Origin of the sequence: Streptomyces sp. 2323.1 (assembly GCF_900221035.1) — a bacterium.
Classification (GTDB): Bacteria; Actinomycetota; Actinomycetes; order Streptomycetales; family Streptomycetaceae; genus Streptomyces; species Streptomyces sioyaensis.
On the sequence record NZ_LT907981.1, the window covers coordinates 2718947 to 2741272 of the forward strand.

The following is a 22326-nucleotide window of genomic DNA, read 5'->3' on the forward strand; positions in this document are numbered from 1 at the left end:
GGGGTGCCGCATGCCCGCGTGCGCCCGTCGTGCCCGCCCTCCCGGCCCCCGCCGAGTGAGGGAGAGCATCACGTGACCATCGCGCCAACGGAGCCCGCGTCAGACGCCGAGGTCGTGCCGCCTGCGGTGGCCACGCCTGCCGCTGGTGCCGAGGACGGCCCGGGCGTCGCCCTGCTGCGCACCCTGACCGAACTGACCGAGGACCTGACCGCGACCGACCCCGGCAAGGTGGCCGCCGCCGCCCTGCGCGGCCGGCACGCGGGCTCCGATGAGGCCGAACTGCGGTCGCTGGCCACCGATGCCGCGGCCGGCCTGATCGGTGACGAGCCGCAGTACTCCAAGCTCGCCGCGCGGCTGCTCACCCTCGCCGTCGCCGAGGAGGCCGCCGGCCAGGGCGCCGTCTCGTTCTCCGCCTCGGTCGCGACCGGTCACCGCGAGGGCCTGATCGCCGACGAGACCGCGGAGTTCGTGCGGGCCCACGCGGCCCGCCTGGACGCGCTGGTCGAGCGGGCCCTGGCCGACGGCGCCGACGACCGCTTCGGCTACTTCGGGCTGCGCACCCTGCACTCGCGCTATCTGCTGCGCCACCCCACCACCCGTCAGGTCATCGAGACGCCCCAGCACTTCCTGCTGCGGGTGGCCTGCGGCCTCGCGGAGGACCACAGCGAGCGCGCGCTGGACGACGTCGCCGAGCTCTACCGCCTCACCAGCTCGCTGTCCTACCTGCCCTCCTCCCCCACCCTCTTCAACTCCGGCACCCGCCACCCGCAGATGTCGTCCTGCTATCTGCTGGACTCCCCGCTGGACGAGCTGGACTCGATCTACGACCGCTACCACCAGGTCGCGCGGCTGTCCAAGCACGCCGGCGGCATCGGGCTGTCGTACTCCCGCATCCGCGCCCGCGGTTCGCTGATCCGCGGCACCAACGGGCACTCCAACGGCATCGTGCCGTTCCTGCGCACGCTGGACGCCTCGGTCGCGGCCGTGAACCAGGGCGGCCGGCGCAAGGGCGCCGCCTGTGTCTACCTGGAGACCTGGCACGCGGACATCGAGGAGTTCCTGGAGCTGCGCGACAACACCGGTGAGGAGGCCCGCCGTACCCACAACCTGAACATCGCGCACTGGATCCCGGACGAGTTCATGCGCCGGGTCGAGGCGGACGCCGACTGGTCGCTGTTCTCCCCCGCGGACGCCCCGGAGCTGGTGGACCTGTGGGGCGAGCAGTTCGACGCCGCCTACCGCCGGGCCGAGGCCGAGGGCCGCGCGGTCAAGCAGATCCCGGCGCGGGTGCTGTACTCCCGGATGATGCGCACCCTGGCGCAGACCGGCAACGGCTGGATGACGTTCAAGGACGCCGCCAACCGCACCGCCAACCAGACCGCCGAGCCCGGCCAGGTCGTGCACTCCTCCAACCTGTGCACGGAGATCCTGGAGGTGACGAACGACGGGGAGACCGCGGTCTGCAACCTGGGGTCGGTCAACCTCGCCGCCCACCTCGGCGACAACGGTGAGATGGACTGGGAGCGGCTGGACGCGACCGTCCGCACCGCCGTCACCTTCCTCGACCGCGTCGTGGACATCAACTTCTACCCGACCGAGCAGGCCGGGGCCTCCAACTCCCGCTGGCGGCCGGTGGGCCTGGGCCTGATGGGCCTGCAGGACGTCTTCTTCCGGCTGCGGCTGCCCTTCGACTCGCCCGAGGCGCAGGAGCTGTCCACCCGGATCTCCGAGCGGATCATGCTCGCCGCGTACGAGGCGTCCGCCGACCTCGCCGAGCGGCACGGCCCGCACCCGGCCTGGTCCGCGACCCGCACCGCCCGCGGAGTGCTGCACCCCGACCACTACCCGAACGCCGAGCCGCGCTGGGCCGACCGCTGGGCGGCGCTGCGCAGCCGGATCGCCCTGACCGGCATGCGCAACTCCCTGCTGCTGGCGATCGCGCCGACCGCGACCATCGCCTCCATCGCGGGCGTGTACGAGTGCATCGAGCCGCAGGTCTCCAACCTCTTCAAGCGCGAGACGCTGTCCGGGGAGTTCCTCCAGGTCAACGCCTATCTGATCGAGGAGCTCAAGGCGCTGGGCCTGTGGGACGCCCGGACCCGCGACGCGCTGCGCGAGGCCAACGGCTCGGTGCAGGACGTCGCATGGATCCCCGAGGAGATCCGGGCGCTGTACCGCACCGCCTGGGAGATCCCGCAGCGCGCCCTGGTCGACATGGCCGCGGCCCGTACGCCGTACCTGGACCAGAGCCAGTCGCTGAACCTCTTCATGGCGTCGCCGACCATCGGCAAGCTCAGCTCGATGTACGCCTACGCGTGGAAGCGCGGCATCAAGACGACGTACTACCTGCGCTCCCGGCCGGCGACCCGGATCGCCCAGTCCGCGCGCGGCACCGCCGCCGCGAGCGCCCCCGTCCCGCAGCAGGCCACCGACCCCGAGGCGGTCGCCTGCTCCCTGGAAAACCCCGAGTCCTGCGAGGCCTGCCAATAATGACCACCGCACCTGAAACCAACGCCGCGGCAGCGCACACCGCCACCACCGGCGAGAAGAACCTCCTGGACCCGGGCTTCGAGCTGACCCTGCGGCCCATGCGGTACCCGGAGTTCTACGACCGCTACCGGGACGCCATCAAGAACACCTGGACCGTGGAGGAGGTCGACCTCCACTCCGACGTCGCCGATCTCGCCAAGCTCTCGCCGGGCGAGCAGCACATGATCGGACGGCTGGTGGCGTTCTTCGCGACCGGTGACTCGATCGTCGCCAACAACCTGGTGCTGACGCTCTACAAGCACATCAACTCCCCCGAGGCACGGCTGTACCTGAGCCGTCAGCTCTTCGAGGAGGCGGTGCACGTCCAGTTCTATCTGACGCTGCTGGACACCTACCTCCCCGACCCGGACGACCGCGCCGCCGCCTTCGCCGCGGTGGAGAACATCCCGTCCATCCGGGAGAAGGCCGAATTCTGCTTCAAGTGGATGGACTCGGTCGAGAGCATCGACCGGCTGGAGTCCCGGGCCGACCGGCGCCGCTTCCTGCTGAATCTGATCTGCTTCGCGGCCTGCATCGAGGGGCTGTTCTTCTACGGCGCCTTTGCATACGTGTACTGGTTCCGCTCGCGCGGTCTGCTGCACGGGCTGGCCACCGGCACCAACTGGGTCTTCCGCGACGAGTCCATGCACATGGAGTTCGCGTTCTCGGTGGTGGACACCGTCCGCCAGGAGGAGCCGGACCTGTTCGACGACAAGCTGGAGCAGCAGGTCACCGAGATGCTCAAGGAGGCCGTCGAGGCCGAGCTGCAGTTCGGGCGCGACCTGTGCGGTGACGGCCTGCCGGGCATGAACACCGCGTCGATGCGCGAGTACCTCCAGTGCGTCGCCGACCAGCGGCTGCAGCGGCTGGGCTTCGCGCCGGTCTACGGATCGGAGAACCCGTTCTCCTTCATGGAGTTGCAGAACGTCCAGGAGCTGACCAACTTCTTCGAGCGCCGGGCCTCCGCCTACCAGGTCGCGGTCGAGGGCTCGGTCTCCTTCGACGACGATTTCTAGAAGACGTACCGCGACGCCCCTTCGCCCCGGTCACCCGCTGTTTGTGAGCGTTCTGTTACCTCGGCAACCGGAACCGGTGGCCACCACATCTATGCGGGCATGAAGGGCACGAAGGGGCGTCGTCGGTTCATCGACTATCCGCGTCAGGGACGGGAAGGTCTGCGCCGTTGGCTGCCGTCATGGAGACAGTGGCTGAGCGCCGTCGCGCTCGGCGTGGCCGGCCTGGCGGGACTGTTAGCAGTCGTGTACGCAAAGGTCGACATACCGAGTGAGAATGCGCTCGCCGGCCAGGAGGCAACCGTCTATTACTGGGCGGACGGCAGCCAGATGGTGAGCGTGGGTGCCGTCAACCGGCAGAACGTCACCCTCGACAAGGTGCCCGACTCCGTCGAGAATTCCGTGATTTCGGCGGAGAACGCCACCTTCTACAGTGACCCCGGAGTCTCACTCCAGGGCATCGGCCGGGCCCTGGTCACCATGGTGTCGGGCGGGGACACCCAGGGCGGTTCCACCATCACCCAGCAGTTCGTGAAGAACACCTATCTCTCGCAGGACCAGACGGTCACCCGCAAGGTGAAGGAATTCGTCATCGCGCTGAAGGTGAGCAACCAGAAGTCGAAGCGGGAAATACTGCGCGGCTATCTGAACACCAGCTGGTTCGGCCGCGGTTCGTACGGAATCCAGGCGGCCGCCCATGCGTATTACGGCATCGACGCCGCGAAGCTGAACCCCAGTCAGGGCGCGCTGCTGGCGGCCCTGCTGAAGGGCTCCGAGCAGTACGACCCGGGGCTGAGCAAGGCCAATCACGCGCGCGCGGTGGCCCGCTGGAAGTGGATACTCGACCGGCAGGTCGACACCGGGAAGATGAGTGCACAGGAGCGGGCCAAATACCGCACCTTCCCCGAGCCCCGCGCACTGTCGAAACCCACGAGCCAGGCCGGCCAGACCGGCTATCTCGTCGATGTCGCCAATAAGTTCATCAAGGCCGACACCGGCCTGACCGACAAGGACCTGGCACGCGGCGGATACCGCATCCACACCACGTTCGACAAAAAGCGCACCCGCCGCCTGGAAAAGGCCGTCACCGACGTGCGCCGCGACACCATCGATCCGAAACGGCGCACGGCCGACAAGTTCGTGGAATTCGGCGCGGCCTCGGTACGTCCCAAGGACGGCGCCATCGTCGCGCTCTACGGCGGTGCGGACGCCACCAAGCACTTCAGCAACAACGCGGACACCACGGCGGTCCCGGTCGGGTCCGCCTTCAAGCCGTTCGTGCTGGCGGCCGCGCTCCAGCAGCAGGTCGACGAGCCGTCCGCCGCGTGGGACGGCACGCCGACCGCGGCACCGGACGCCGATCCGTCCCGCGCGGCGGCCGACAAGACCCGGCCGCTGGTTCTGCGCTGGGCTCTGCTGAAGGGCAAGAACCCGCCGTTCGTGCAGGCCGGACAGCAGATGGGGCTGGAGCGGATCCGGGATCTGGCGGTGGCCTCGGGGCTGCGCAAGGAGAGCCTGGCGCGCCTGGAACAGACCTTCCCGCTGGGCACCTCGGCCCCCAGCGCGGTCCGGATGGCGAGCGCCTACACCACCTTCGCCAACGGCGGGCTGCACACCGACCCGTACGCGGTCTCCGCGCTCACCCACGACGGCCGCCCGGTACCCGGGCTGCGCCGCCCCGAGTCGCACCAGGTCCTCGACGCCGGCGTCGCCCAGCAGGTGTCCGGCGCCCTGGAGGAACGCGGCCGGCAGGCCCTGAAAGCACAGGGCGGCACGGCGGCGCAGCAGCCGGTCGCGGCCGGTCTCACCGAGCCGGGCGACCGGATGAAGTCGGCGTGGTTCATCGGCAGCCCGCCGCCCGGTGTGCCGGACCTCGGTACGGGACCGGGCGCCGGACCAGGCAGCGGGGGCGGTTTCCGTCCCGGCCGGCCGCCCGGCGACGGCGACGGCAACAGTGACGGCAATGAGCCGACCACCGCCGTCACCATGTTCCGCAACAAGCCGGGCGCCCCCGAGCTGCTGCCGATGCAGGACGTCGGCGGCGCGGCGACCGGGCTGGGGACGACCATCCCGCCCAAGATCTGGAGCGCCTACCAGCAGGCACCGTGACGACGACGGGCGCCCGGCCCACCGGCCGGGCGCCCGCGCGCCTGCGTCATCAGTCGTTATCAGTCGTTGGCGACGACGGGGTAGCGCGGCTCCCGCTCGGCCATCTGCTTGAGCGCGTCCTTGCGCTCCCGCTTGCTCAGCCGGTCGATGTAGAGGTAGCCGTAGAGGTGGTCGGTCTCGTGCTGCAGACAGCGTGCGAAGTAGCCGGTGCCCTGGATCGCGATCGGCTCGCCCTTGGCGTTCTGGCCGCGGACCACGGCGTAATCGGGACGGGCCAGCTCGGCGTAGGCGCCGGGCACGGACAGACAGCCCTCGTTGGAGTCGTCCAGGATGCGGCGCTCGGCCGGCAGCTCCTCCAGGACGGGGTTGCAGACCGCACCGACGTGCCGGACGCCCTCGTCGTCCAGGCAGTCGTAGACGAAGACCTTCAGGTCCACACCGATCTGGTTCGCGGCCAGGCCCACGCCCTCGGCGGTGCGCTGGCTGGCGAACATGTCGTCGATGAGCTGGGCGAGCTCCTCGTCGAACGCCGTGACGTTCTTGCACTCCTTGTGGAGCACCGGGTTGCCGACAACCGTGATCGGCCGCGAGGTGCCCCGCTCACGGTGGGCTTCCTCCCGCTCCCCGGCGTCGGTGACGTCGTCGATGAACGCCTCGTCCACGCGCTGGTCACCCTCTTGATCAAACACAGGCTGCTGGGCCATCTCCGCCGTACGCCTTCCTGAAAACCCTGGTTAGTCGCCCTACAGCCTACGGGGACGCCGACGGGCGCTCAGCAGACCTCTTCAAGATCCCGCCATTCCCGGGTGTCCGGGCTGTCCGCGACCCAGCCGTCCAGCAGGCCGCGCACCAGGGCGGACGGCGCCGCGATGCCGCATTCGCGCTCCGGTACCCACAGCGAGCCCGAGCCCGCGGTGCGGTGCCCGAGCGGCCCGGGGTGGCCGGGCTCGCTGTGGTCGTGCGGGTCCAGATGCTCGCCGTCGCCCTCGTCGCTGGGCATCCGGCTCTCCGAGCACGTACGGCACAGCAGCCGCACCGACGACGACCAGTCCTCGGCGGCGAAGCCCGCGTCGGCCGCCAGCCGCTCCAGGGCGTCCCGGTCGGCCTCCGAGGCGGCCTCCAGGAGCACCACCCACGTGGGGACCGGGGAGGGCGCCCACAGCTCGATCTCGTCGAAGACCGGATAGGCCCGGGTGGCACCGTCGGCACTGACGATGGTCCGCTCGCCGTGCGGGACGCCGTCGTGCAGCACCACCTCGCCCCAGCGCCGCCCGGAGGACGGCAGCGGGATCGACAGCACCTCGATCCGCGCGGGGTCCAGCCGGCGGCCCCAGACGACCTCCGCCTCGCCCTCCGGGGAGAGCCGGACGGCGGCGCTGCCCAGCGCCATACCGAGCGGTTCACCGGACGGGGAGCCCTCACAGGGGACCTTCAGGCCGTACGCCTGCCAGGCACGGCGGGCCAGCGGCCAGTCCTGCAGGGCGGTGGCGGCGATGCCGACGTTCCACCAGTCGGGCGCCCCCGCCTCCCGGTCCAGCAGCGCCACCGCACGCAGACCGGCCGCCCGGGCCTGCTCCCAGTCGTGCCGGAACTTGTGCAGCAGGGCGAGGTTGAACCAGGACTCCGAAAGCCACGGCTCCATGTCCGCGGCACGGGTCAGCAGCGCCCCCGCGTCCTCGTAACGGCCGTCGCCGATCAGCGTGAAAGCGCGGTCGGTCGCCTGACGCCACGAGGCGGAGGGCCGGTGCCGTACCTTGCCGAAGATCCTCACGATTCCCGCCTGCTGGTTGCTCTTGATGCCGCCGAGGAGGTCTCCCCGGGCGGCGCCCGGGGCCTTCCGAGGGGCCTACTCGACAACCTGCCACAGATTGCCGCCGGGCTCAGCCCGGTTTGCCGCTCCCCTGCGGCTCCTTGCCCTTCCCCGACCCCCTGAATCCCCCTGGAAGGGGCTTCCTTCGCATCCAACCATGCCCATCTCGGCGGGCGCTCATTACCCATGGGTTCCCGCACCTCGGGCGCACGGCGCGGGCCCAACGGCGGGGGCGGGGCGGCGGGGCGGCTCCGGGGCCCGCAGGAGACCGTCCGCGGGCGGTATCCGGCCCGCCGGGACTACCGCGCGCAACGCAGCAGGTCGGCGCTCCACCGGCCGCAGAGCGGGCGCCGCCCGTCCCCGCGCCGTGCGCCACAGTCGGCCATCTCACACCGCGCGGCCGCCGCACGACAGGACCCGGGCCAGCGCCTCGACGACCCGTGGTTCGTGGTCCTGGGCGGTGGCCAGCCGCAGGCGCTCCAGGGCGCGCAGCGGGCCGCCCGGGCCCGCGGAGCCGCCCGACAGGTCGTCGTAGGCATTGACGGTGCGGACGATACGCGCCGTGACCGGCTGGTCCCGGTACGGATCGGCCTGCCGCTCGACGATCATCGCAACCTCCGCGGGGGCCCCGGTCTGCCGGACAACGGCACCGCCCAGCAGCGCGATCCGGCGCTGCTGGTCGGGCGGCAGCGGCGCGGTCGCCCCGTCCGGCACCGGGTCCAGCAGCGAGAGCTGACCGATGTCGTGCATCAGGGCGGCGTATTCCAGTACGTCCAAGTCCGGCTCGGTCAGCCCCAGTTCGCGGCCCACGGCGCGGCTGAGCGCGGCCACCCGGCGGGCGTGGCCGTGCGGGGTGTAGCCGGCGATCTCGGTGCAGCGGGCCAGCGAGGCGATGGTCTGGCGGTAGGTGGCGCGGACCGCGGCGAAGCGGCGGAAGGCGAACTGGGTCAGCAGCAGCGGCAGACAGAAGACGGGCAGCGCCCACAGCCCGGCGACCGCGGTGGCCAGCGCGATCACGACGCCGGTGGCACAGATCGCCGAGCCGATGCCGGGCAGCGCCCGCAACTCGTCGCGCAGCAGCGGCCCGTACGGCCAGCCGGTGCGGGCCCGGGCGAGCGCGGCCGCCAGCACCGCGTCGCACAGCGCGGTCAGCGCCATCAGGGCGGTCATGAAGAGGGGGTAGACCGGCCCGGAGGCCACCCAGGTGTCCAGCGTCCCGGTGTTGTAGAGGGGCTGGAAGCAGGTGGCGGCGAAACCGATGGTCAGTACCCGGCGGGCGAGATGGTCCAGCGCCGGGCCCTGGCCGCGGGCAAGCTGCGGGACGAGCCCGACCAGGCCGGCCGCCAGGACCACGGCCACGATCTGCGGGACGCCATGGGTGGTGGGCCGGCCGCCGGCCGCGCCGAGCAGGGCGTAGGCCAGGGCCCCGGCCGCACCGAGCGGGGCGCCCTCCCGCTCCCCCGGCATCCGCCCGGGCCCGGCCGCCGGAGCGGGGCCCCGGCCCACCAGCTCCCCCACCGCGATCAGCACCCCGAAGGCCAGCGCGATCCCCGGCTGCTGCAGGCCCTCCCACAGCGTCCGGCCGAGCGACCAGCCCGCCAGCGCGGCGGCCGGGGCGTAGACCGCGGCGACGACGGCGCGCGCGCCGCAGGCCGGCGCCCCGGCGCGCGGGCCACCGGCGGCACGGGCGTCCACGGTCCGGCGCGCGGCGGGCCACGGGCGCCGGGGGTCGCCCCGGGCGCCGCTCACCGGGTGCCGTCCCGTCCGGCCCCTTCGGGCCGCAGCCCGGGCGGCACCGCCGTACGCTCCGGGCCGCGGGCCGATTCCCCCTCCCGCGGCACGACGCCGCCGTCCGGCTCCCCGTCCCGCCGCTGCACGACGCCGCCTACCGGCTCCCCATCCCGTCGCGGCACGCCCCCGTCCACCACCACAGCCGGCTCCGCGTCCGCCGCCGTGACCAGGTCCGGGTGCCAGCCGTAGCGGTCGAGCGAGGCCGCCAGGGCCCGGACCATCCGCGGGTCGAACTGCGCCCCGGCGCACTTGCGCAGCTCCTCGACGGCCGCGGGGACCGGCCGGGCCCGCCGGTAGGAGCGGGTCGAGGTCATCGCGTCGAAGGCGTCGGCGACCGCCACCACCCGGGCGTACTCCGGAATGTGATGGCCCCTCAGGCCGTAGGGGTAGCCGCGGCCGTCCAGCCGCTCGTGGTGGTGCAGGATCGCCGCCCGGGCCTCCCCCAGGAAGCCGATGCCGCGGACGATCTCGTGTCCGTACTCGGGATGCAGCTCGATGACCCGGCGCTCCTGCGGCGTCAGCGGGCCGTCCTTGCGCAACAGCCGGGTGGGGACGCCGAGTTTGCCGACGTCGTGCAGGATGCCGGCGAACCGCAGCACCTCCACCCGGTCCTCCGCCATGCCCAGCTCCCGGGCGATCATCACCGACGCGCGCCCGACCCGTTCGCTGTGTCCGCGGGTGTAGCGGTCCTTGATGTCGACGGCCTGGACGAGGGCGCGGATGGTGGCCTGATGGGCGGCGCGTTCGCGGTGGTACTGGGCGAAGACCCAGCAGGACAGGCACATCGGCAGCAGCACCAGCAGCGCCGCCGGCGGCCCGTACGAGCTGCGCCACAGCACCGCCATCATCAGCCCGGCCAGCCCGTGCACCAGATGCGGCCCCAGCGAGCGGGTCAACAGCCCGCGCCAGGCGGTGCGTACGGGGTGCCGCTCGGCGACGATCAGCACCCCGCCGTCGAGCGTCGCCAGCACCGCGCAGAAGGTCGCCGCGGCGGCCGCGGCCGGCAGCAGCAGAACGGGGAACTGCGGGGCGGACCACGGATGGTGGCCGCCGGTGAGCCGGAAGACCTGCGCGGCCGCCCAGCACGCCGGCGCGAGCTCGGCGGCGTGCCAGAGCCTGCGGGCGCCGGTCAAGCGGGCCTCGGCCGGTCCGGTCAGCGCCCCGGGGACGGCCGTTATCGCGGCCAGCGGCGGCGGCAGCAGACAGACGCCGGCGAGCAGGACGGGACTGGCCCAGCCGGCGGGAAAGCCCGCGGGCCCCTCGGCGGGACCCGTACCGGACGGCGCCCGGCCGCCCACCAGCGGGCAGCGGCGCACCTGTTCACATCCGGCGTACAGCAGGGCCAGGGCCAGGGTGCTGCTCCAGGGGGCGCCGGCGCCGAGCCGTATCGCGGGGGCGGCACACAGTGCCGCGGCCAGTGCGGTGCCGCCGATATACCCTCGCGCGGCCGCCGGAAGTCCCCGCATCGCGCCCTCCTCGTCGCCCACCGCTCTCCCGCGCGCTCCCAAGGAGCCGGGAAGGTCCCTTTGCGCCGCCTCGGAGGGGCGCTCGGGTCGGTGAGAATAGACGGGCCGGGAGGCCGGGGAAGGGGCATCGGGGAATCGGGCGGGACGAATCGGCCCGCCCCTCACCCCTTAGGGTGATGTGCCGCGTTATTCGGTCCGCGCGGTCTTGGTCCGTGCATCGGACGGACCGGCGTCGGACGGACCGGCCGGCCCGGAGCCGCTCGCCTCGGCGTCCGCCTGCTCGCGCTGCGCCTGTTCCTTCTTGGCCTGTTCGAGCACGCTCACCTCGGGCACGGTCTCCCCGGCCCGGATGAGGTCGATCCGGCCCATCACCTTGGACCGCAGGTCGCTGGGGACGTCGTCATGGCCGCAGCAGCGCTTGACGAGCTTCTTGACGGCCTGCTCCAGGCCGTACTTCTCCAGGCACGGCGAGCACTCGTCGAGATGCACCTGGAAATCTGCGCACTCCCCCTCGGGCATCTCCCGGTCGAGATACTCGTAGAGGTGGTCAAGGACCTCTGAGCAGTCCTTCTCGTGCGGCTCTCCGCAGCTCATGATCCCGAGCCTTTCCGGTCGTGCGACTCCGTCGTCCGCGCGGCCTGCGGGTCCGCAGCCCCCGCGCCGGCCGGGACCAGCCCGCGCTCACGGGCGTAATCCTCCAGCATGCCGCGCAGTTGGCGCCGGCCGCGGTGCAGCCGGGACATCACCGTGCCGATGGGTGTCCCCATGATGTCCGCGATCTCCTTGTAGGCAAAGCCCTCGACATCCGCGAGGTAGACCGCGATCCGGAACTCCTCGGGGATGGCCTGGAGGGCGGCCTTCACATCGGAGTCGGGGAGGTGGTCCAGCGCCTGCGACTCGGCGGAGCGCAGCCCCGTCGACATGTGCGACTCGGCGCGCGCCAGCTGCCAGTCCTCGATCTCCTCCGCCGCGCTGCGCTGGGGCTCGCGCTGCTTCTTGCGGTAGGAGTTGATGAAGGTGTTCGTGAGGATGCGGTACAGCCAGGCCTTGAGGTTGGTGCCCTCACGGAACTGGTGGAAGGACGCGTACGCCTTGGCGTACATCTCCTGCACGAGGTCCTCGGCGTCGGCCGGGTTGCGGGTCATGCGCAGCGCGGCGGAGTACATCTGGTCCAGGAAGGTCAGCGCATCCCGCTCGAAGCGCGCATTGCGCTCGGCGGCGCTCTCCTGAGCCCTCTCCTCAGCCGTGCCGTCGGTCCCTGCGTCGGTACCGGTGACCGGACCCACCTCCTCCAGCGTCGTGGCCCCGGATGCGGACCCACCCGATTCGGAGAATAGACGACGATCCGGTGCGGCCGCCGCTCCGGCCAGGGCGGGCTGCGTCACCTGCATCTGCGACCACGACAGATCGGCGGCCGGGCGGGCGGGGCAAGCGATTCCCATGCGGCGGACTCCCATTCCTCATGCTTCGCCGGACGTACTCGGGCACTACGTGTGGCACAACAGCCGCACCCGCCAGGTCATTCCCGGTCCGCCGGCTCGGATTTCCCGCCGCCTGCCCGGGCCCGGCCCCCGTACGGACACCGTCGCCCCACGGCCAGGGCTTGACAAACCCGCTTGCCGCTTCGGCAATGGAGGGGTGACCGATCACGCATACGCGAAGGTGCTGGCGGACGTGGGCCCCCGGCTGCGGCGGCTGCGCCAGGAGCGCGGGGTGACGCTGACCGCGCTGTCCAAGGCGACCGGCATCTCGGTGAGCACCCTGTCGCGGCTGGAGTCCGGCGGCCGCAAGGCCACCCTCGAACTGCTGCTGCCCCTGGCGCAGGCCCATCAGGTGCCGCTGGACGAGCTGGTGGGGGCGCCGGAGGTGGGTGACCCCCGGGTGCGCGCGGCACCGCTGCGGCGCGCCCACCTGACCGCGGTCCCGCTGACCCGCCAGCCGGGCGGACTGCAGGCGTTCAAGCTGGTCATGGACCCGGCCGCCGGCCCGCCCGAGCAGCGGACCCACGAGGGGTACGAGTGGCTGTACGTGCTGTCCGGGCGGCTGCGGCTGCTGCTCGCGGACCGCGATGTGGAGCTGCGGGCCGGGGAGGCGGCGGAGTTCGACACCCGGCTGCCGCACTGGTTCGGACCCGCGGGCGACGCACCGGTCGAGCTGCTGAGCCTGTTCGGCAGCCAGGGGGAGCGGATGCACGTCCGCGCCCGTCCGCGCGGGCGGGGCGGCGACTGATCTGAGCGGCGGCGGGGCAGCCACTGACCTGCGCGAACGGGCGCGGCGGCATCAGCCGAACATGCCGTCCAGCCAGGAGGCCACCGCGTCCGTGAGCCGTCCCATGGATTCCGCCTCGCCGACGCCCGCCTTCTTCGGGACCGCGAAGCCGTGGTCCCCGTGGGCGATCTCGGTGAGCTCCGTCCCCGGCGGGAACTCCTCCGGCCGTCCGAACGGGTCCCGGCCGCCCTGGACGACCAGCGTCGGCACCCCGGCACCGGTCAGCTCCTCCGCCCGCGACTTCTCCGGGCGGCCCGGAGGATGCAGCGGGAAGCTCAGCGCCAGAACAGCCTGGGCGCCCAGTTCCCGCGCCGTACGGCAGGCCACCCGGGCACCGGCGCTGCGGCCGCCGGCGACCACCGGCAGCCCGGGCTTCTCCAGCGCCGGCCACAGCGCGGTCCACGCGGCATCGAGGGTCTTCGGCGCGGGCGCCACCTTCTTGCCCGCCACCCGCCACGGCTGCTCGACCAGCGCCACGGTGTAGCCGCGGGCCGGCAGTGCGGCCGCCAGGGCCCGCAGGTCACGTACCTCGATGCCGCCGCCGGCACCGTGGCTCACGGCCACCACGGCCCGGGCCGGCTTCGCCTCGCGGTACCAGGTGATCCGGGCGTCGCCCGCCGGCGTCGCGACCGTCTCGGTCTCCATCGCCCCTGTGTTCATGCCGCACCCTCGCTTCACTCGGCCTCGCCTGCGCACGGCGCGCACCTTCTGATGACTCCTCGCCGCGGCCGCCCGTACGCCCATCCTGCCCGCGCCCCGGCCGGAAGGGCACCGCAGCACGCCCGTCGGCGCCTCAGAACAGCGTGCCCACCTCCGGGCCGTCGAGCTCGGTGACCAGCTCGGGCCCGTTGTTGCGGACGTTGCTGACCTCGGTCGGGACCGGATAGGCGCGCATCAGCCCGGCCGGCGGCGGCACCAGCAGCTCGCGCACCGCGTCGGGGTCGGTACGGGCCGGGTCGAGCCAGGCGTCCCAGCGGTCCGGGGTCAGCACCAGCGGCATCCGGGGGTGGATGTCGGCCAGCGCCTGCGGCCCCTCGCCGCCGCTCGCCCCGGCCAGCGGCGTGGTCTCGGCCTCGGTGGTGACGACCGTGCAGGTCACCCACCAGGCCAGTGGGTGGTCGCCGGGCAGGGTCGTGTCCCGCCAGAACTCGTACAGGCCGGCCAGCGCCATCACCGAGCCGTCCGCCGGGGTCACGAAGTACGGCTGCTTGCGGGGCCGCTTCTTCCTGCCCTGCTCCTCCAGCTGCCGCTCCGCGGGGGCGGTGACCCACTCGAAATAGCCGTCACCGGGGAGCAGACAGCGGCGGGCCGCGAAGGCCTGCCGGAAGGACGGCTTCTCGTGCACCGTCTCGGCCCGTGCATTGATCATCTTCGCGGCACCCTCAGGTGATTTCGACCACGACGGGACCAGGCCCCACTTCAGCGTCCGCAGCTGGCGCACCGGGCTGCCCGGCGGAAAGGCCTCCGCCGCCGGCCCCTTGAGGGGACGCTCCAGCACCGCGTGCACCGGGTCCGTCGGCGCCACGTTCCAGCTGGGCGCCAGCGTCTCGGTCGGCTCCCACTGCTGGACGCCGAAGATTCCCACCAGGTCCTCGGGGCGACGACTCGCTGCATACCTACCGCACATGCATGCCACACTGCCATGCCACACGAAGGGGAGACATGGACACCGACCACCTCACCGACATATGGAGCCGGGTCTTCGGGACGCAGCCCGCCCCCTCGATCTGGCTGGTGATCATCACCGCGGTGCTCGCGCTGGGCGCCGTCGTCCCGCACACCGCCTGGCGGCTGGCGCGGAACGCCGTCACCATCGCGCACGAGGGCGGGCACGGCCTGATCGCGCTGCTGACCGGCCGCCGCCTGGACGGCATCCGGCTGCACTCGGACACCTCGGGTCTGACCGTCTCGCGCGGCAAGCCCACCGGCCTGGGCATGGTGCTCACCGCCGCGGCCGGCTACATCGCACCCTCCCTGCTGGGCCTGGCGGGCGCCGCGCTGCTCGCCGCGGGGCACATCACCGCGCTGCTGTGGGGCGCCACCGTGCTGCTGCTGGCGATGCTGGTCATGATCCGTAACGCGTACGGCGTGCTCACCGTCGTCCTGGCCGGTGCCGCGTTCGTGCTGGTCTCCTGGCTGACGACGCCCGAGGTGCAGGCGGCGTTCGGGTACGTGGTGGTGTGGTTCCTGCTGCTGGGCGGGGTGCGGCCGCCGTTCGAGCTGATGGGCAAGCGGCGCCGGGGCGGCGCCGCGGACTCCGACCCGGACCAACTGGCGCGCCTGACCCACGTACCGGCCGCCGTCTGGCTCGGCCTCTTCCATGTGGTGACGCTGTGCTCCCTGATCGGGGGCGGGCGCTGGCTGCTGGGCCTGTGACGCCGACGGCCGCCGGTTGCGGCCTGCCCGTGGCGGGCGTTCCGGCCGGCCCCGCCCGCCGCGGCGGACAGCCGCATTACCAGTGCCACGTTTCGCAGGGGTTGCGCCGCTTTTGATCAAGATCGGCACCCCTGTCCAGCCATTAAAGTAAAGGCATGACCGAGAGCCCCGCACATCCCGCCCTGTGGCCCGCCCCCCTCGCATCCGGGGCGGTCGATGCAACCGTCACCGTTCCCGGCTCCAAATCGGTCACCAACCGCGGCCTGGTGCTGGCCGCCCTCTCCTCCGAGCCCGGCTGGCTGCGCCGGCCGCTGCGCTCCCGGGACACCCTCCTGATGGCCGAGGCGCTGCGCACCCTGGGCGTCGGCATCGAGGAGACGGCGTCGTCGAGCTCCGCCGACTCCGCGGGCGGCCCCGGCGGCGGTGAGGCCTGGCGGGTGATCCCCGCGGGGCTGCACGGCCCGGCCACCGTCGACGTCGGCAACGCCGGCACGGTCATGCGCTTCCTCCCCCCGGTCGCCGCGCTCGCCGACGGCCCGATCCGTTTCGACGGCGATCCGCGCTCCTACGAGCGCCCGCTCGGCGGCGTGATCGAGGCGCTGCGCACCCTGGGCGCCCGGATCGACGACGACAACCGCGGCGCGCTGCCGATGACGGTCTTCGGCGGCGGCGCCCTGGAGGGCGGCCCGGTCGAGATCGACGCGTCCTCCTCCTCCCAGTTCGTCAGCGCCCTGCTGCTGTCCGCGCCGCGCTTCAACCAGGGCGTCGAGGTCCGGCACGTGGGCGCGGCGCTGCCCTCGATGCCGCACATCCGGATGACCGTCGACATGCTGCGCAGCGTCGGCGCCCAGGTGGACACCCCGGAGGCGGGCGGCGAGCCGAACGTCTGGCGGGTCACCCCCGGCGCCCTGCTCGGCCGCGATCTGGTCGTCGAGCCGGATCTGTCCAACGCCCAGCCGTTCCTGGCCGCCGCGCTGGTCACCGGCGGCCGGGTCACCATCCCGGACTGGCCGGCGCACACCACGCAGCCCGGTGACGCGCTGCGCGAGATCTTCACCACCATGGGCGGTTCCTGCGAGCTGACCGAGCAGGGCCTGACCTTCACCGGCAGCGGCCGCATCCACGGCATCGACGTCGACCTGAGCGAGGTCGGCGAGCTGACGCCGGGCATCGCCGCGGTCGCCGCGCTGGCCGACTCCCCCTCCACGCTGCGCGGGGTGGCCCATCTGCGGCTGCACGAGACCGACCGGCTGGCCGCGCTCACCAAGGAGCTCAACGAACTCGGCGGCGATGTCACCGAGACCGCGGACGGTCTGCACATCCGGCCGCGCCCCCTGCACGGCGGGATCTTCCACACCTACGAGGACCACCGGCTGGCCACCGCCGCGGCCGTCATCGGCCTGGCCGTCGAGGGCGTGGAGGTGGAGAACGTCGCCACCACCGCCAAGACCCTGCCGGACTTCCCCGCGATGTGGACGGACATGCTCGATCCGGCGGCCGTCCCCGCCCGGAGAGCGTGAGGGCTGACGCCGCCATGCGCCGCTACGGCAAGAACCCCGACGAGGACGACATCCGCGTCCGGCCCAACCCCAAGGGCAACCGTCCCCGTACCAACATCCGTCCCAAGCACGCGGACGCCGGCGAGGGCCTGGTCCTCACCGTCGACCGCGGCCGGCTGACCTGCCTCATCGACGGCCGTACGGTCACCGCGATGAAGGCCCGCGAACTGGGCCGCAAAAGCGCGGTGGTCGGCGACCGGGTCGCCGTCGTCGGCGATCTGACCGGCGCCAAGGACACCCTCGCCCGGATCGTCCGGGTCGAGCCGCGCTCCTCGACACTGCGCCGTACGGCCGACGACGACGACCCGTTCGAGCGGGTCGTGGTCGCCAACGCCGACCAGCTCGCCATCGTCACCGCGCTCGCCGACCCCGAGCCGCGCCCCCGGCTCATCGACCGCTGTCTGGTCGCCGCCTTCGACGCGGGCCTCGACCCGCTGCTGGTGCTGACCAAGTCCGATCTGGCGTCCGCCGACGCCCTGTTGGAGTCCTACGGCGACCTCGGTGTCCCCTACATCGTCACCAACCGCGACGAACTCGCCGACGGCAGCGCCGCCGAGCGGGTCCGGGCCACCCTGGCGGGCCGGATGACGGCGTTCGTCGGGCACTCCGGCGTGGGCAAGACCACCCTGGTCAACGCCCTGGTCCCGGAGCGCCGCCGGGCCACCGGACACGTCAACGCGGTCACCGGCCGCGGCCGGCACACCACCACCTCCGCACTGGCGCTGCCGCTCCCCGGCGGCTCGGGCTGGGTCATCGACACCCCGGGCGTGCGGTCCTTCGGGCTGCACCACGTGGATCCGTCCCGGGTCATCCACGCCTTCCCCGACCTGGAGCCGGGCACCGCCGGCTGCCCGCGCGCCTGCAGCCACGACGAACCGGACTGTGCGCTGGACGAGTGGGTCACCGACGGCCACGCCGACCCGGCCCGCCTCTACTCACTGCGGCGCCTGCTGGCCACCCGCGAACGACGCGAGGGCGACTGACCGCCGACGTTTGCCACCGCTCGCGCACGGTAAAGGCATAATCACACCAAGGTCGGCGTAGTGGTCACGCGGGCCCCGATCGCCCGGACGGGGCCTGAGCGAGTGCTTCTGACGTCCCGTCGTCGCTCACCTGGCTAGCTGACGGAGGCATGCGGACATGGCGTGGCTGCTGGTCGTGGTGGCGGGGATCCTGGAGACCGGCTTCGCCGTCTGTCTCAAGCTCTCGCACGGCTTCACCCGCCTCTTCCCCACCATCGCCTTCGCGGCCTTCGCCCTCGGCAGCTTCGGCCTGCTGACGCTGGCGCTGCGCAAGCTCGACGTCGGCCCGGCGTATGCGGTGTGGACCGGTATCGGTGCGGCCGGTACGGCGATCTACGGCATGGTCTTCCTCGGCGATCTGGTCTCCACCCTGAAGATCGTCTCCATCAGCATGGTCATCATCGGCGTGGTCGGGCTGCAGCTGTCGGGCTCTGCGCACTGAGCCGGGCCATCCGCCCGCCATGTCCCTGACGTCTCGTCAGCTCCGGTCGGCCGGCTGCGTACCGGCCGTCATCCGGGCGAAGGCGCTCCGTACGAGCCGGGACACCGCCTCCGTGTCCGGCTCCCGGCGCGAGCGCTGCGGCGGTACGCGTCCCGGTACGGGCGCCGCCCCCGGAGCCGGCGGCGCGAGCACCCAGGACAGGGTCAGCCGCGCCGCGGTCTCGCAGGCGGTGCCCAGGGCGGGCAACTCCTCCTCGGGCCAGTCGGGCCGCAGGGCCGCGACCGCCTGATCGCAGAACCGGCCGACGAGTTCGGCGGGCCCCGGCAGCGGCCCCTCACCGGGCGGCGCGGCACGCTGCGCGGGCACGCCGGGCCGGGGCGCCCCGGCCGGCGCGGGGCCGGCGGGCCCCGTCGGGGCGGGCGGCAGCCGGTCTCCCCAGCAGCCGGTCAGGGCGGCCCTGACCAGGGGGTTGGCGCGGGCGGTACGCACCGTCCAGGCGGCCGCGGCCACTATCGGGGCCGCCGCGTCGCCCCGCGCCCCGGCCGCCGGGGCGCCACGGGACAGCGCCCGCGCCACACCCGCGAGGTAGTGGTCGGTCTCCCGGCGGACCAGGGCGCGGGCCAGCCCCTCCTTGCTGCCGAACTCGTTGTACAGCGTCTGCCGGGAGACCCCGGCGGCGGCCGCGACCTCGACCATCCGCACGGCCGTCCAGGGCCGCTCCGTCAGCGCCGTGTAGGCGGCATCCAGCAAGGATTCACGCGCTGCGGGCATCCGTCCCTCCCCGGCCGCCGGCCCGGTCGGCCGGTGTGCGCACAGAATTGACGGGGCACCAGACGCTGTCAAGGGTCGTCACATCCGGTACCTGCCGGCGGGGTCGGTGGTGTCACACGCCCGGCGGCGCATGGCCGTGTGGCTCCGGCGTATACCAATGGATACTGTTCGCACATGCCCGACTATCACGATGATCTTCGCCTCGGCCATGTTCTCGCGGACGCCGCGGACGCCGCCACCATGGAGCGCTTCAAGGCCCTCGACCTCAAGGTCGAGACCAAACCGGACATGACACCGGTGAGCGAGGCGGACAAGGCCGCCGAGGAGCTGATCCGCGGCCAGCTCCAGCGGGCCCGGCCACGGGACGCGGTGCTCGGCGAGGAGTTCGGCAGCGAGGGCACGGGGCCGCGCCGCTGGATCATCGACCCGATCGACGGCACCAAGAACTACGTCCGCGGGGTGCCGGTCTGGGCCACGCTGATCGCACTGATGGAGCGCGGTGAGGGCGGTGACCGCCCGGTGGTCGGCATCGTCTCCGCACCGGCGCTCAACCGCCGCTGGTGGGCCGCCGAGGGCCTGGGCGCCTTCACGGGCCGCAGCCTCACCTCCGCGACCCGGCTGCAGGTCTCGAAGGTCGGCCGCATCCAGGACGCGTCGTTCGCGTACTCCTCACTGACCGGCTGGGAGGAGCGCGGCAAGCTGCCCGGCTTCCTCGATCTGAGCCGGGACTGCTGGCGCACCCGCGGCTATGGGGACTTCTGGCCGTACATGATGATCGCCGAGGGCTCGGTGGACATCTGCGCGGAGCCGGAGCTGTCGCTGTGGGACATGGCGGCCTGTGCGGTGGTCGTCAACGAGGCGGGCGGGCAGTTCTCCGGCCTGGACGGCAAGCCGGGCCCGCACAGCGGCAACGCGGCGGCCTCCAACGGCCTGCTGCACGAGGATCTGCTGAGTTATCTCGGCGACTCCGCACGCTGACCTGCACAACTGCACGCATTCGGACAACCGTCCACCACTTACCCCTTGTTGCATCACCGGAGGCATGTGAACATGAGAATCCCCCACTTTGTGAACTTGTGAATCCCTTCGCAAGGCACATTCACCAAGGAGGTGGCTCCACTCCATGCCCATGCACGTCAAAGACGCCATGAGCACGGTGCTCCTCACCATCGGGCCCGCTCACACCCTCCGCCAGGCGGCGCAGCTGATGGCCGCCCGCCGCCTCGGCGCGGCCGTGGTCCTCGACAGCGACACCTGTGGCATCGGCATCCTCACCGAACGCGACATCCTCAACTCGCTCGGCGCAGGCGAGAATCCCGACCGGGAGACCGCCCAGACCCACACCACCCCCGACGTGGTCTTCGCCGCTCCGGACTGGACCCTGGAGGACGCCGCGGAGGCCATGGTGCGCGGCGGCTTCCGCCATCTGATCGTCCTCAACGACCAGGAACCGGTGGGCGTGGTGTCCGTACGCGACATCATCCGCTGCTGGTCGACCACTACGGAGCGGGCCCGCGCCGTGCCCGCCTGAAGGGCCGCGCGTCCCCTCGGCCGGGCACACGAAGAGGCCGGAGCCCCATGGCATCCGGCCTCTTCGCGTCTTACGGCAAGCGACAGTTGAGCAAGCCCCACGGCGCACCACCACCTCCGCGAGAGCGGCGGCGGATTAGCCGCAAAAGGCTGTTCAGCCGCGCAGGGCCTGGACCGCGGCTTCCAGCCGCTTGCCGTAGTCCGCGTCCGCCTTGCGGAAGTTCTCGATCGCCCGCTGTGCGATGTCGTCGCGGGAGACCTGCGAGATGAAGCCCGCCAGGTTGTCGATCAGGCGCCCCTTCTCGTCCTCCGACATCAGGCGGTAGAGGTCACCGGCCTGGACGAAGTCGTTGTCCTCGGCGTGCGAGGGCGCCGCCTGCTCGCCCGTGGGGCCGGTCACGGTGGCCGGCTGCCACAGCGGACGGCCGGTCTCGACCGGGCCGCCGAAGCTGTTGGGTTCGTAGTTCTTCCGGCCCGCGTGGCGGCCGTCGTAGAGCGCGCCGTCCCGGCCGTGGCTGCGTGCCTCGGTCGCGTGCGGGCGGTTCACCGGGAGGTGGTCGGCGTTGATGCCGACGCGGTAGCGGTGGGCGTCGCCGTACGCGAACAGGCGCCCCTGGAGCATCTTGTCGGGGGACGGGCCGATGCCCGGCACGAAGTGGTGCGGGGAGAAGATCGACTGCTCGACCTCGGCGAAGATGTTCTCCGGATTGCGGTTGAGCTCCAGCTTGCCTATCTCGATCGGCGGGTAGTCCTCGTGCGGCCAGACCTTGGTCAGGTCGAACGGGTTGAAGCGGTAGGTGGCTGCCTCGTCCGCGGGCATGATCTGCACCTGCACGGTCCACGTCGGGAAGTCGCCGCGCTCGATGGACTCCCGCAGATCCCGCTGGTGGCTGTCGGGGTCGAGACCGGAGGTCTCGGCGGCCTCGGCCGTGGTGAGGTTCTTGATGCCCTGGTCGGTCTTGAAGTGGTACTTGACCCAGAAGACCTCGCCGGCCTCGTTGTTCCACTGGAAGGTGTGCGAGCCGTAGCCGTTCATGTGGCGGTACGAGGCGGGGATGCCGCGGTCGCCGAACAGCCAGGTGACCTGGTGGGTGGACTCGGGCGACAGACCCCAGAAGTCCCAGACGTTGTCCGCCTCCTGCGAGCCGGTGTACGGATCGCGCTTCTGGGTGTGGATGAAGTCGGGGAACTTGATGGCGTCCTTGATGAAGAACACCGGGGTGTTGTTGCCGACGAGGTCGTAGTTGCCCTCTTCGGTGTAGAACTTCAACGCGAAGCCGCGCGGGTCACGCACCGCGTCGGCCGAGCCGAGGTTGCCCGCGACCGTGGAGAAGCGCAGGAAGGTCTCGGTCTGCTTGCCGACCTCGGAGAGGAACTTGGCGCGGGTGTACTTGGTCACGTCCGCGGTCACGGTGAACGTGCCGTAGGCGCCGGCGCCCCGCGCGTGCACGATGCGCTCCGGAATGCGCTCGCGATTGAAGTGCGCGAGCTTCTCGATCAGGAGCTGGTCCTGGATCAGGCCGGGACCGCCGACGCCGGCCGTCTCACTGTTCTGGTTGTCCCCGACCGGAGCCCCGGACTCCGTGGTCAGCGGTCCAGTGGTGCTCTCTACCGACACGTGCGCCTCCTGAAAAGTCTTC

20 protein-coding genes are annotated in these 22326 nt (G+C 72.3%); 10 read left to right on the forward strand and 10 right to left on the reverse strand.

Features of this window, described 5'->3' with window-relative positions:
• The first annotated feature begins 72 nt into the window (after positions 1-72).
• From CPH93_RS11060 to CPH93_RS11070, 3 genes are all read left to right on the forward strand, one after another.
• Entirely contained in the window at positions 73-2490 is a 2418-nt protein-coding gene (locus CPH93_RS11060; RefSeq protein WP_173909774.1) for a ribonucleoside-diphosphate reductase subunit alpha, read from the forward strand.
• Positions 2490-3545, forward strand: coding sequence for a ribonucleotide-diphosphate reductase subunit beta (locus CPH93_RS11065; protein WP_093485101.1), 1056 nt, complete (start codon positions 2490-2492; stop codon positions 3543-3545). The genes CPH93_RS11060 and CPH93_RS11065 overlap by 1 nt, the downstream gene beginning before the upstream one ends.
• Before the next feature lie 99 nt (positions 3546-3644).
• On the forward strand, positions 3645-5651 hold the full coding sequence (locus CPH93_RS11070) for a transglycosylase domain-containing protein (protein WP_173909775.1): 2007 nt from the start codon (positions 3645-3647) through the stop codon (positions 5649-5651).
• A gap of 59 nt (positions 5652-5710) precedes the next feature.
• Here CPH93_RS11070 and def read toward each other — a convergent pair whose 3' ends face one another.
• The 6 genes from def to CPH93_RS11100 form a co-directional block, all read right to left on the reverse strand.
• Positions 5711-6355, reverse strand: coding sequence for a peptide deformylase (def, locus tag CPH93_RS11075; protein ID WP_093485099.1), 645 nt, complete (start codon positions 6353-6355; stop codon positions 5711-5713).
• Between the two features lie 68 nt (positions 6356-6423).
• Positions 6424-7422: a tetratricopeptide repeat protein gene (locus CPH93_RS11080; RefSeq protein ID WP_096212670.1), complete on the reverse strand. Its 999-nt coding sequence runs from the start codon at positions 7420-7422 to the stop codon at positions 6424-6426.
• A gap of 426 nt (positions 7423-7848) precedes the next feature.
• Positions 7849-9210, reverse strand: coding sequence for an HD-GYP domain-containing protein (locus CPH93_RS11085; protein WP_173909776.1), 1362 nt, complete (start codon positions 9208-9210; stop codon positions 7849-7851).
• Entirely contained in the window at positions 9207-10718 is a 1512-nt protein-coding gene (locus tag CPH93_RS11090; RefSeq protein ID WP_096215391.1) for an HD-GYP domain-containing protein, read from the reverse strand. Before CPH93_RS11090 ends, CPH93_RS11085 begins: the two co-directional genes overlap by 4 nt.
• 186 nt (positions 10719-10904) lie before the next feature.
• Positions 10905-11312, reverse strand: coding sequence for a mycothiol system anti-sigma-R factor (gene rsrA / locus CPH93_RS11095; protein ID WP_093485097.1), 408 nt, complete (start codon positions 11310-11312; stop codon positions 10905-10907).
• Complete coding sequence (locus tag CPH93_RS11100) at positions 11309-12004, reverse strand: sigma-70 family RNA polymerase sigma factor (RefSeq protein ID WP_006603211.1); 696 nt, start codon at positions 12002-12004, stop codon at positions 11309-11311. The genes rsrA and CPH93_RS11100 overlap by 4 nt, the downstream gene beginning before the upstream one ends.
• Positions 12005-12356: 352 nt before the next feature.
• Here CPH93_RS11100 and CPH93_RS11105 point away from each other — a divergent pair, with 352 nt between their 5' ends.
• The gene (locus CPH93_RS11105) at positions 12357-12947 is read left to right on the forward strand and encodes a helix-turn-helix domain-containing protein (protein ID WP_093485096.1); all 591 of its coding nucleotides are present in this window, start codon (positions 12357-12359) and stop codon (positions 12945-12947) included.
• 51 nt (positions 12948-12998) lie between these two features.
• On the opposite strand, the gene CPH93_RS11110 is transcribed toward CPH93_RS11105, so the two are convergent.
• Positions 12999-13631: an alpha/beta hydrolase family protein gene (locus CPH93_RS11110; RefSeq protein ID WP_093485095.1), complete on the reverse strand. Its 633-nt coding sequence runs from the start codon at positions 13629-13631 to the stop codon at positions 12999-13001.
• 148 nt (positions 13632-13779) lie between these two features.
• Entirely contained in the window at positions 13780-14613 is an 834-nt protein-coding gene (locus tag CPH93_RS11115; RefSeq protein ID WP_173909777.1) for an SOS response-associated peptidase, read from the reverse strand.
• A gap of 35 nt (positions 14614-14648) precedes the next feature.
• On the opposite strand from CPH93_RS11115, the gene CPH93_RS11120 reads away from it, so the two are divergent.
• From CPH93_RS11120 to CPH93_RS11135, 4 genes are all read left to right on the forward strand, one after another.
• On the forward strand, positions 14649-15362 hold the full coding sequence (locus tag CPH93_RS11120; RefSeq protein WP_096212672.1) for a M50 family metallopeptidase: 714 nt from the start codon (positions 14649-14651) through the stop codon (positions 15360-15362).
• 155 nt (positions 15363-15517) lie between these two features.
• Entirely contained in the window at positions 15518-16882 is a 1365-nt protein-coding gene (gene aroA, locus CPH93_RS11125) for a 3-phosphoshikimate 1-carboxyvinyltransferase (protein ID WP_093485093.1), read from the forward strand.
• A 14-nt stretch (positions 16883-16896) separates the two neighbouring features.
• Positions 16897-17904, forward strand: coding sequence for a ribosome small subunit-dependent GTPase A (rsgA, locus tag CPH93_RS11130; RefSeq protein WP_096212674.1), 1008 nt, complete (start codon positions 16897-16899; stop codon positions 17902-17904).
• A 157-nt stretch (positions 17905-18061) separates the two neighbouring features.
• On the forward strand, positions 18062-18385 hold the full coding sequence (locus CPH93_RS11135) for a DMT family transporter (RefSeq protein ID WP_093485091.1): 324 nt from the start codon (positions 18062-18064) through the stop codon (positions 18383-18385).
• Positions 18386-18421: 36 nt separating this feature from the next.
• Here CPH93_RS11135 and CPH93_RS11140 read toward each other — a convergent pair whose 3' ends face one another.
• Positions 18422-19156 carry a TetR/AcrR family transcriptional regulator gene (locus CPH93_RS11140; protein WP_096212675.1) on the reverse strand — a complete coding sequence of 245 codons (735 nt, stop codon included), beginning with the start codon at positions 19154-19156 and terminating at the stop codon, positions 18422-18424.
• Between the two features lie 174 nt (positions 19157-19330).
• On the opposite strand from CPH93_RS11140, the gene hisN reads away from it, so the two are divergent.
• Positions 19331-20134: a histidinol-phosphatase gene (hisN, locus tag CPH93_RS11145; protein WP_093485089.1), complete on the forward strand. Its 804-nt coding sequence runs from the start codon at positions 19331-19333 to the stop codon at positions 20132-20134.
• Positions 20135-20285: 151 nt separating this feature from the next.
• Positions 20286-20687 carry a CBS domain-containing protein gene (locus CPH93_RS11150; protein ID WP_006603221.1) on the forward strand — a complete coding sequence of 134 codons (402 nt, stop codon included), beginning with the start codon at positions 20286-20288 and terminating at the stop codon, positions 20685-20687.
• A gap of 153 nt (positions 20688-20840) precedes the next feature.
• On the opposite strand, the gene CPH93_RS11155 is transcribed toward CPH93_RS11150, so the two are convergent.
• Positions 20841-22304: a catalase gene (locus CPH93_RS11155; RefSeq protein ID WP_093485088.1), complete on the reverse strand. Its 1464-nt coding sequence runs from the start codon at positions 22302-22304 to the stop codon at positions 20841-20843.
• Between the last annotated feature and the right edge of the window lie 22 nt (positions 22305-22326).

Bases quoted from the DNA above. Each gene is read 5' to 3' on its own strand.
- CPH93_RS11065 (WP_093485101.1), top strand. From the start codon at position 2,490: ATGACCACCGCACCTGAAACCAACGCCGCGGCAGCGCACACCGCCACC.
- CPH93_RS11070 (WP_173909775.1), top strand. From the start codon at position 3,645: ATGAAGGGCACGAAGGGGCGTCGTCGGTTCATCGACTATCCGCGTCAG.
- def (WP_093485099.1), bottom strand. From the start codon at position 6,355: ATGGCCCAGCAGCCTGTGTTTGATCAAGAGGGTGACCAGCGCGTGGAC.
- CPH93_RS11090 (WP_096215391.1), bottom strand. From the start codon at position 10,718: ATGCGGGGACTTCCGGCGGCCGCGCGAGGGTATATCGGCGGCACCGCA.
- rsrA (WP_093485097.1), bottom strand. From the start codon at position 11,312: ATGAGCTGCGGAGAGCCGCACGAGAAGGACTGCTCAGAGGTCCTTGAC.
- CPH93_RS11110 (WP_093485095.1), bottom strand. From the start codon at position 13,631: ATGGAGACCGAGACGGTCGCGACGCCGGCGGGCGACGCCCGGATCACC.
- CPH93_RS11115 (WP_173909777.1), bottom strand. From the start codon at position 14,613: ATGTGCGGTAGGTATGCAGCGAGTCGTCGCCCCGAGGACCTGGTGGGA.
- CPH93_RS11120 (WP_096212672.1), top strand. From the start codon at position 14,649: ATGGACACCGACCACCTCACCGACATATGGAGCCGGGTCTTCGGGACG.
- aroA (WP_093485093.1), top strand. From the start codon at position 15,518: ATGACCGAGAGCCCCGCACATCCCGCCCTGTGGCCCGCCCCCCTCGCA.
- rsgA (WP_096212674.1), top strand. From the start codon at position 16,897: ATGCGCCGCTACGGCAAGAACCCCGACGAGGACGACATCCGCGTCCGG.
- CPH93_RS11135 (WP_093485091.1), top strand. From the start codon at position 18,062: ATGGCGTGGCTGCTGGTCGTGGTGGCGGGGATCCTGGAGACCGGCTTC.
- CPH93_RS11140 (WP_096212675.1), bottom strand. From the start codon at position 19,156: ATGCCCGCAGCGCGTGAATCCTTGCTGGATGCCGCCTACACGGCGCTG.
- hisN (WP_093485089.1), top strand. From the start codon at position 19,331: ATGCCCGACTATCACGATGATCTTCGCCTCGGCCATGTTCTCGCGGAC.
- CPH93_RS11150 (WP_006603221.1), top strand. From the start codon at position 20,286: ATGCACGTCAAAGACGCCATGAGCACGGTGCTCCTCACCATCGGGCCC.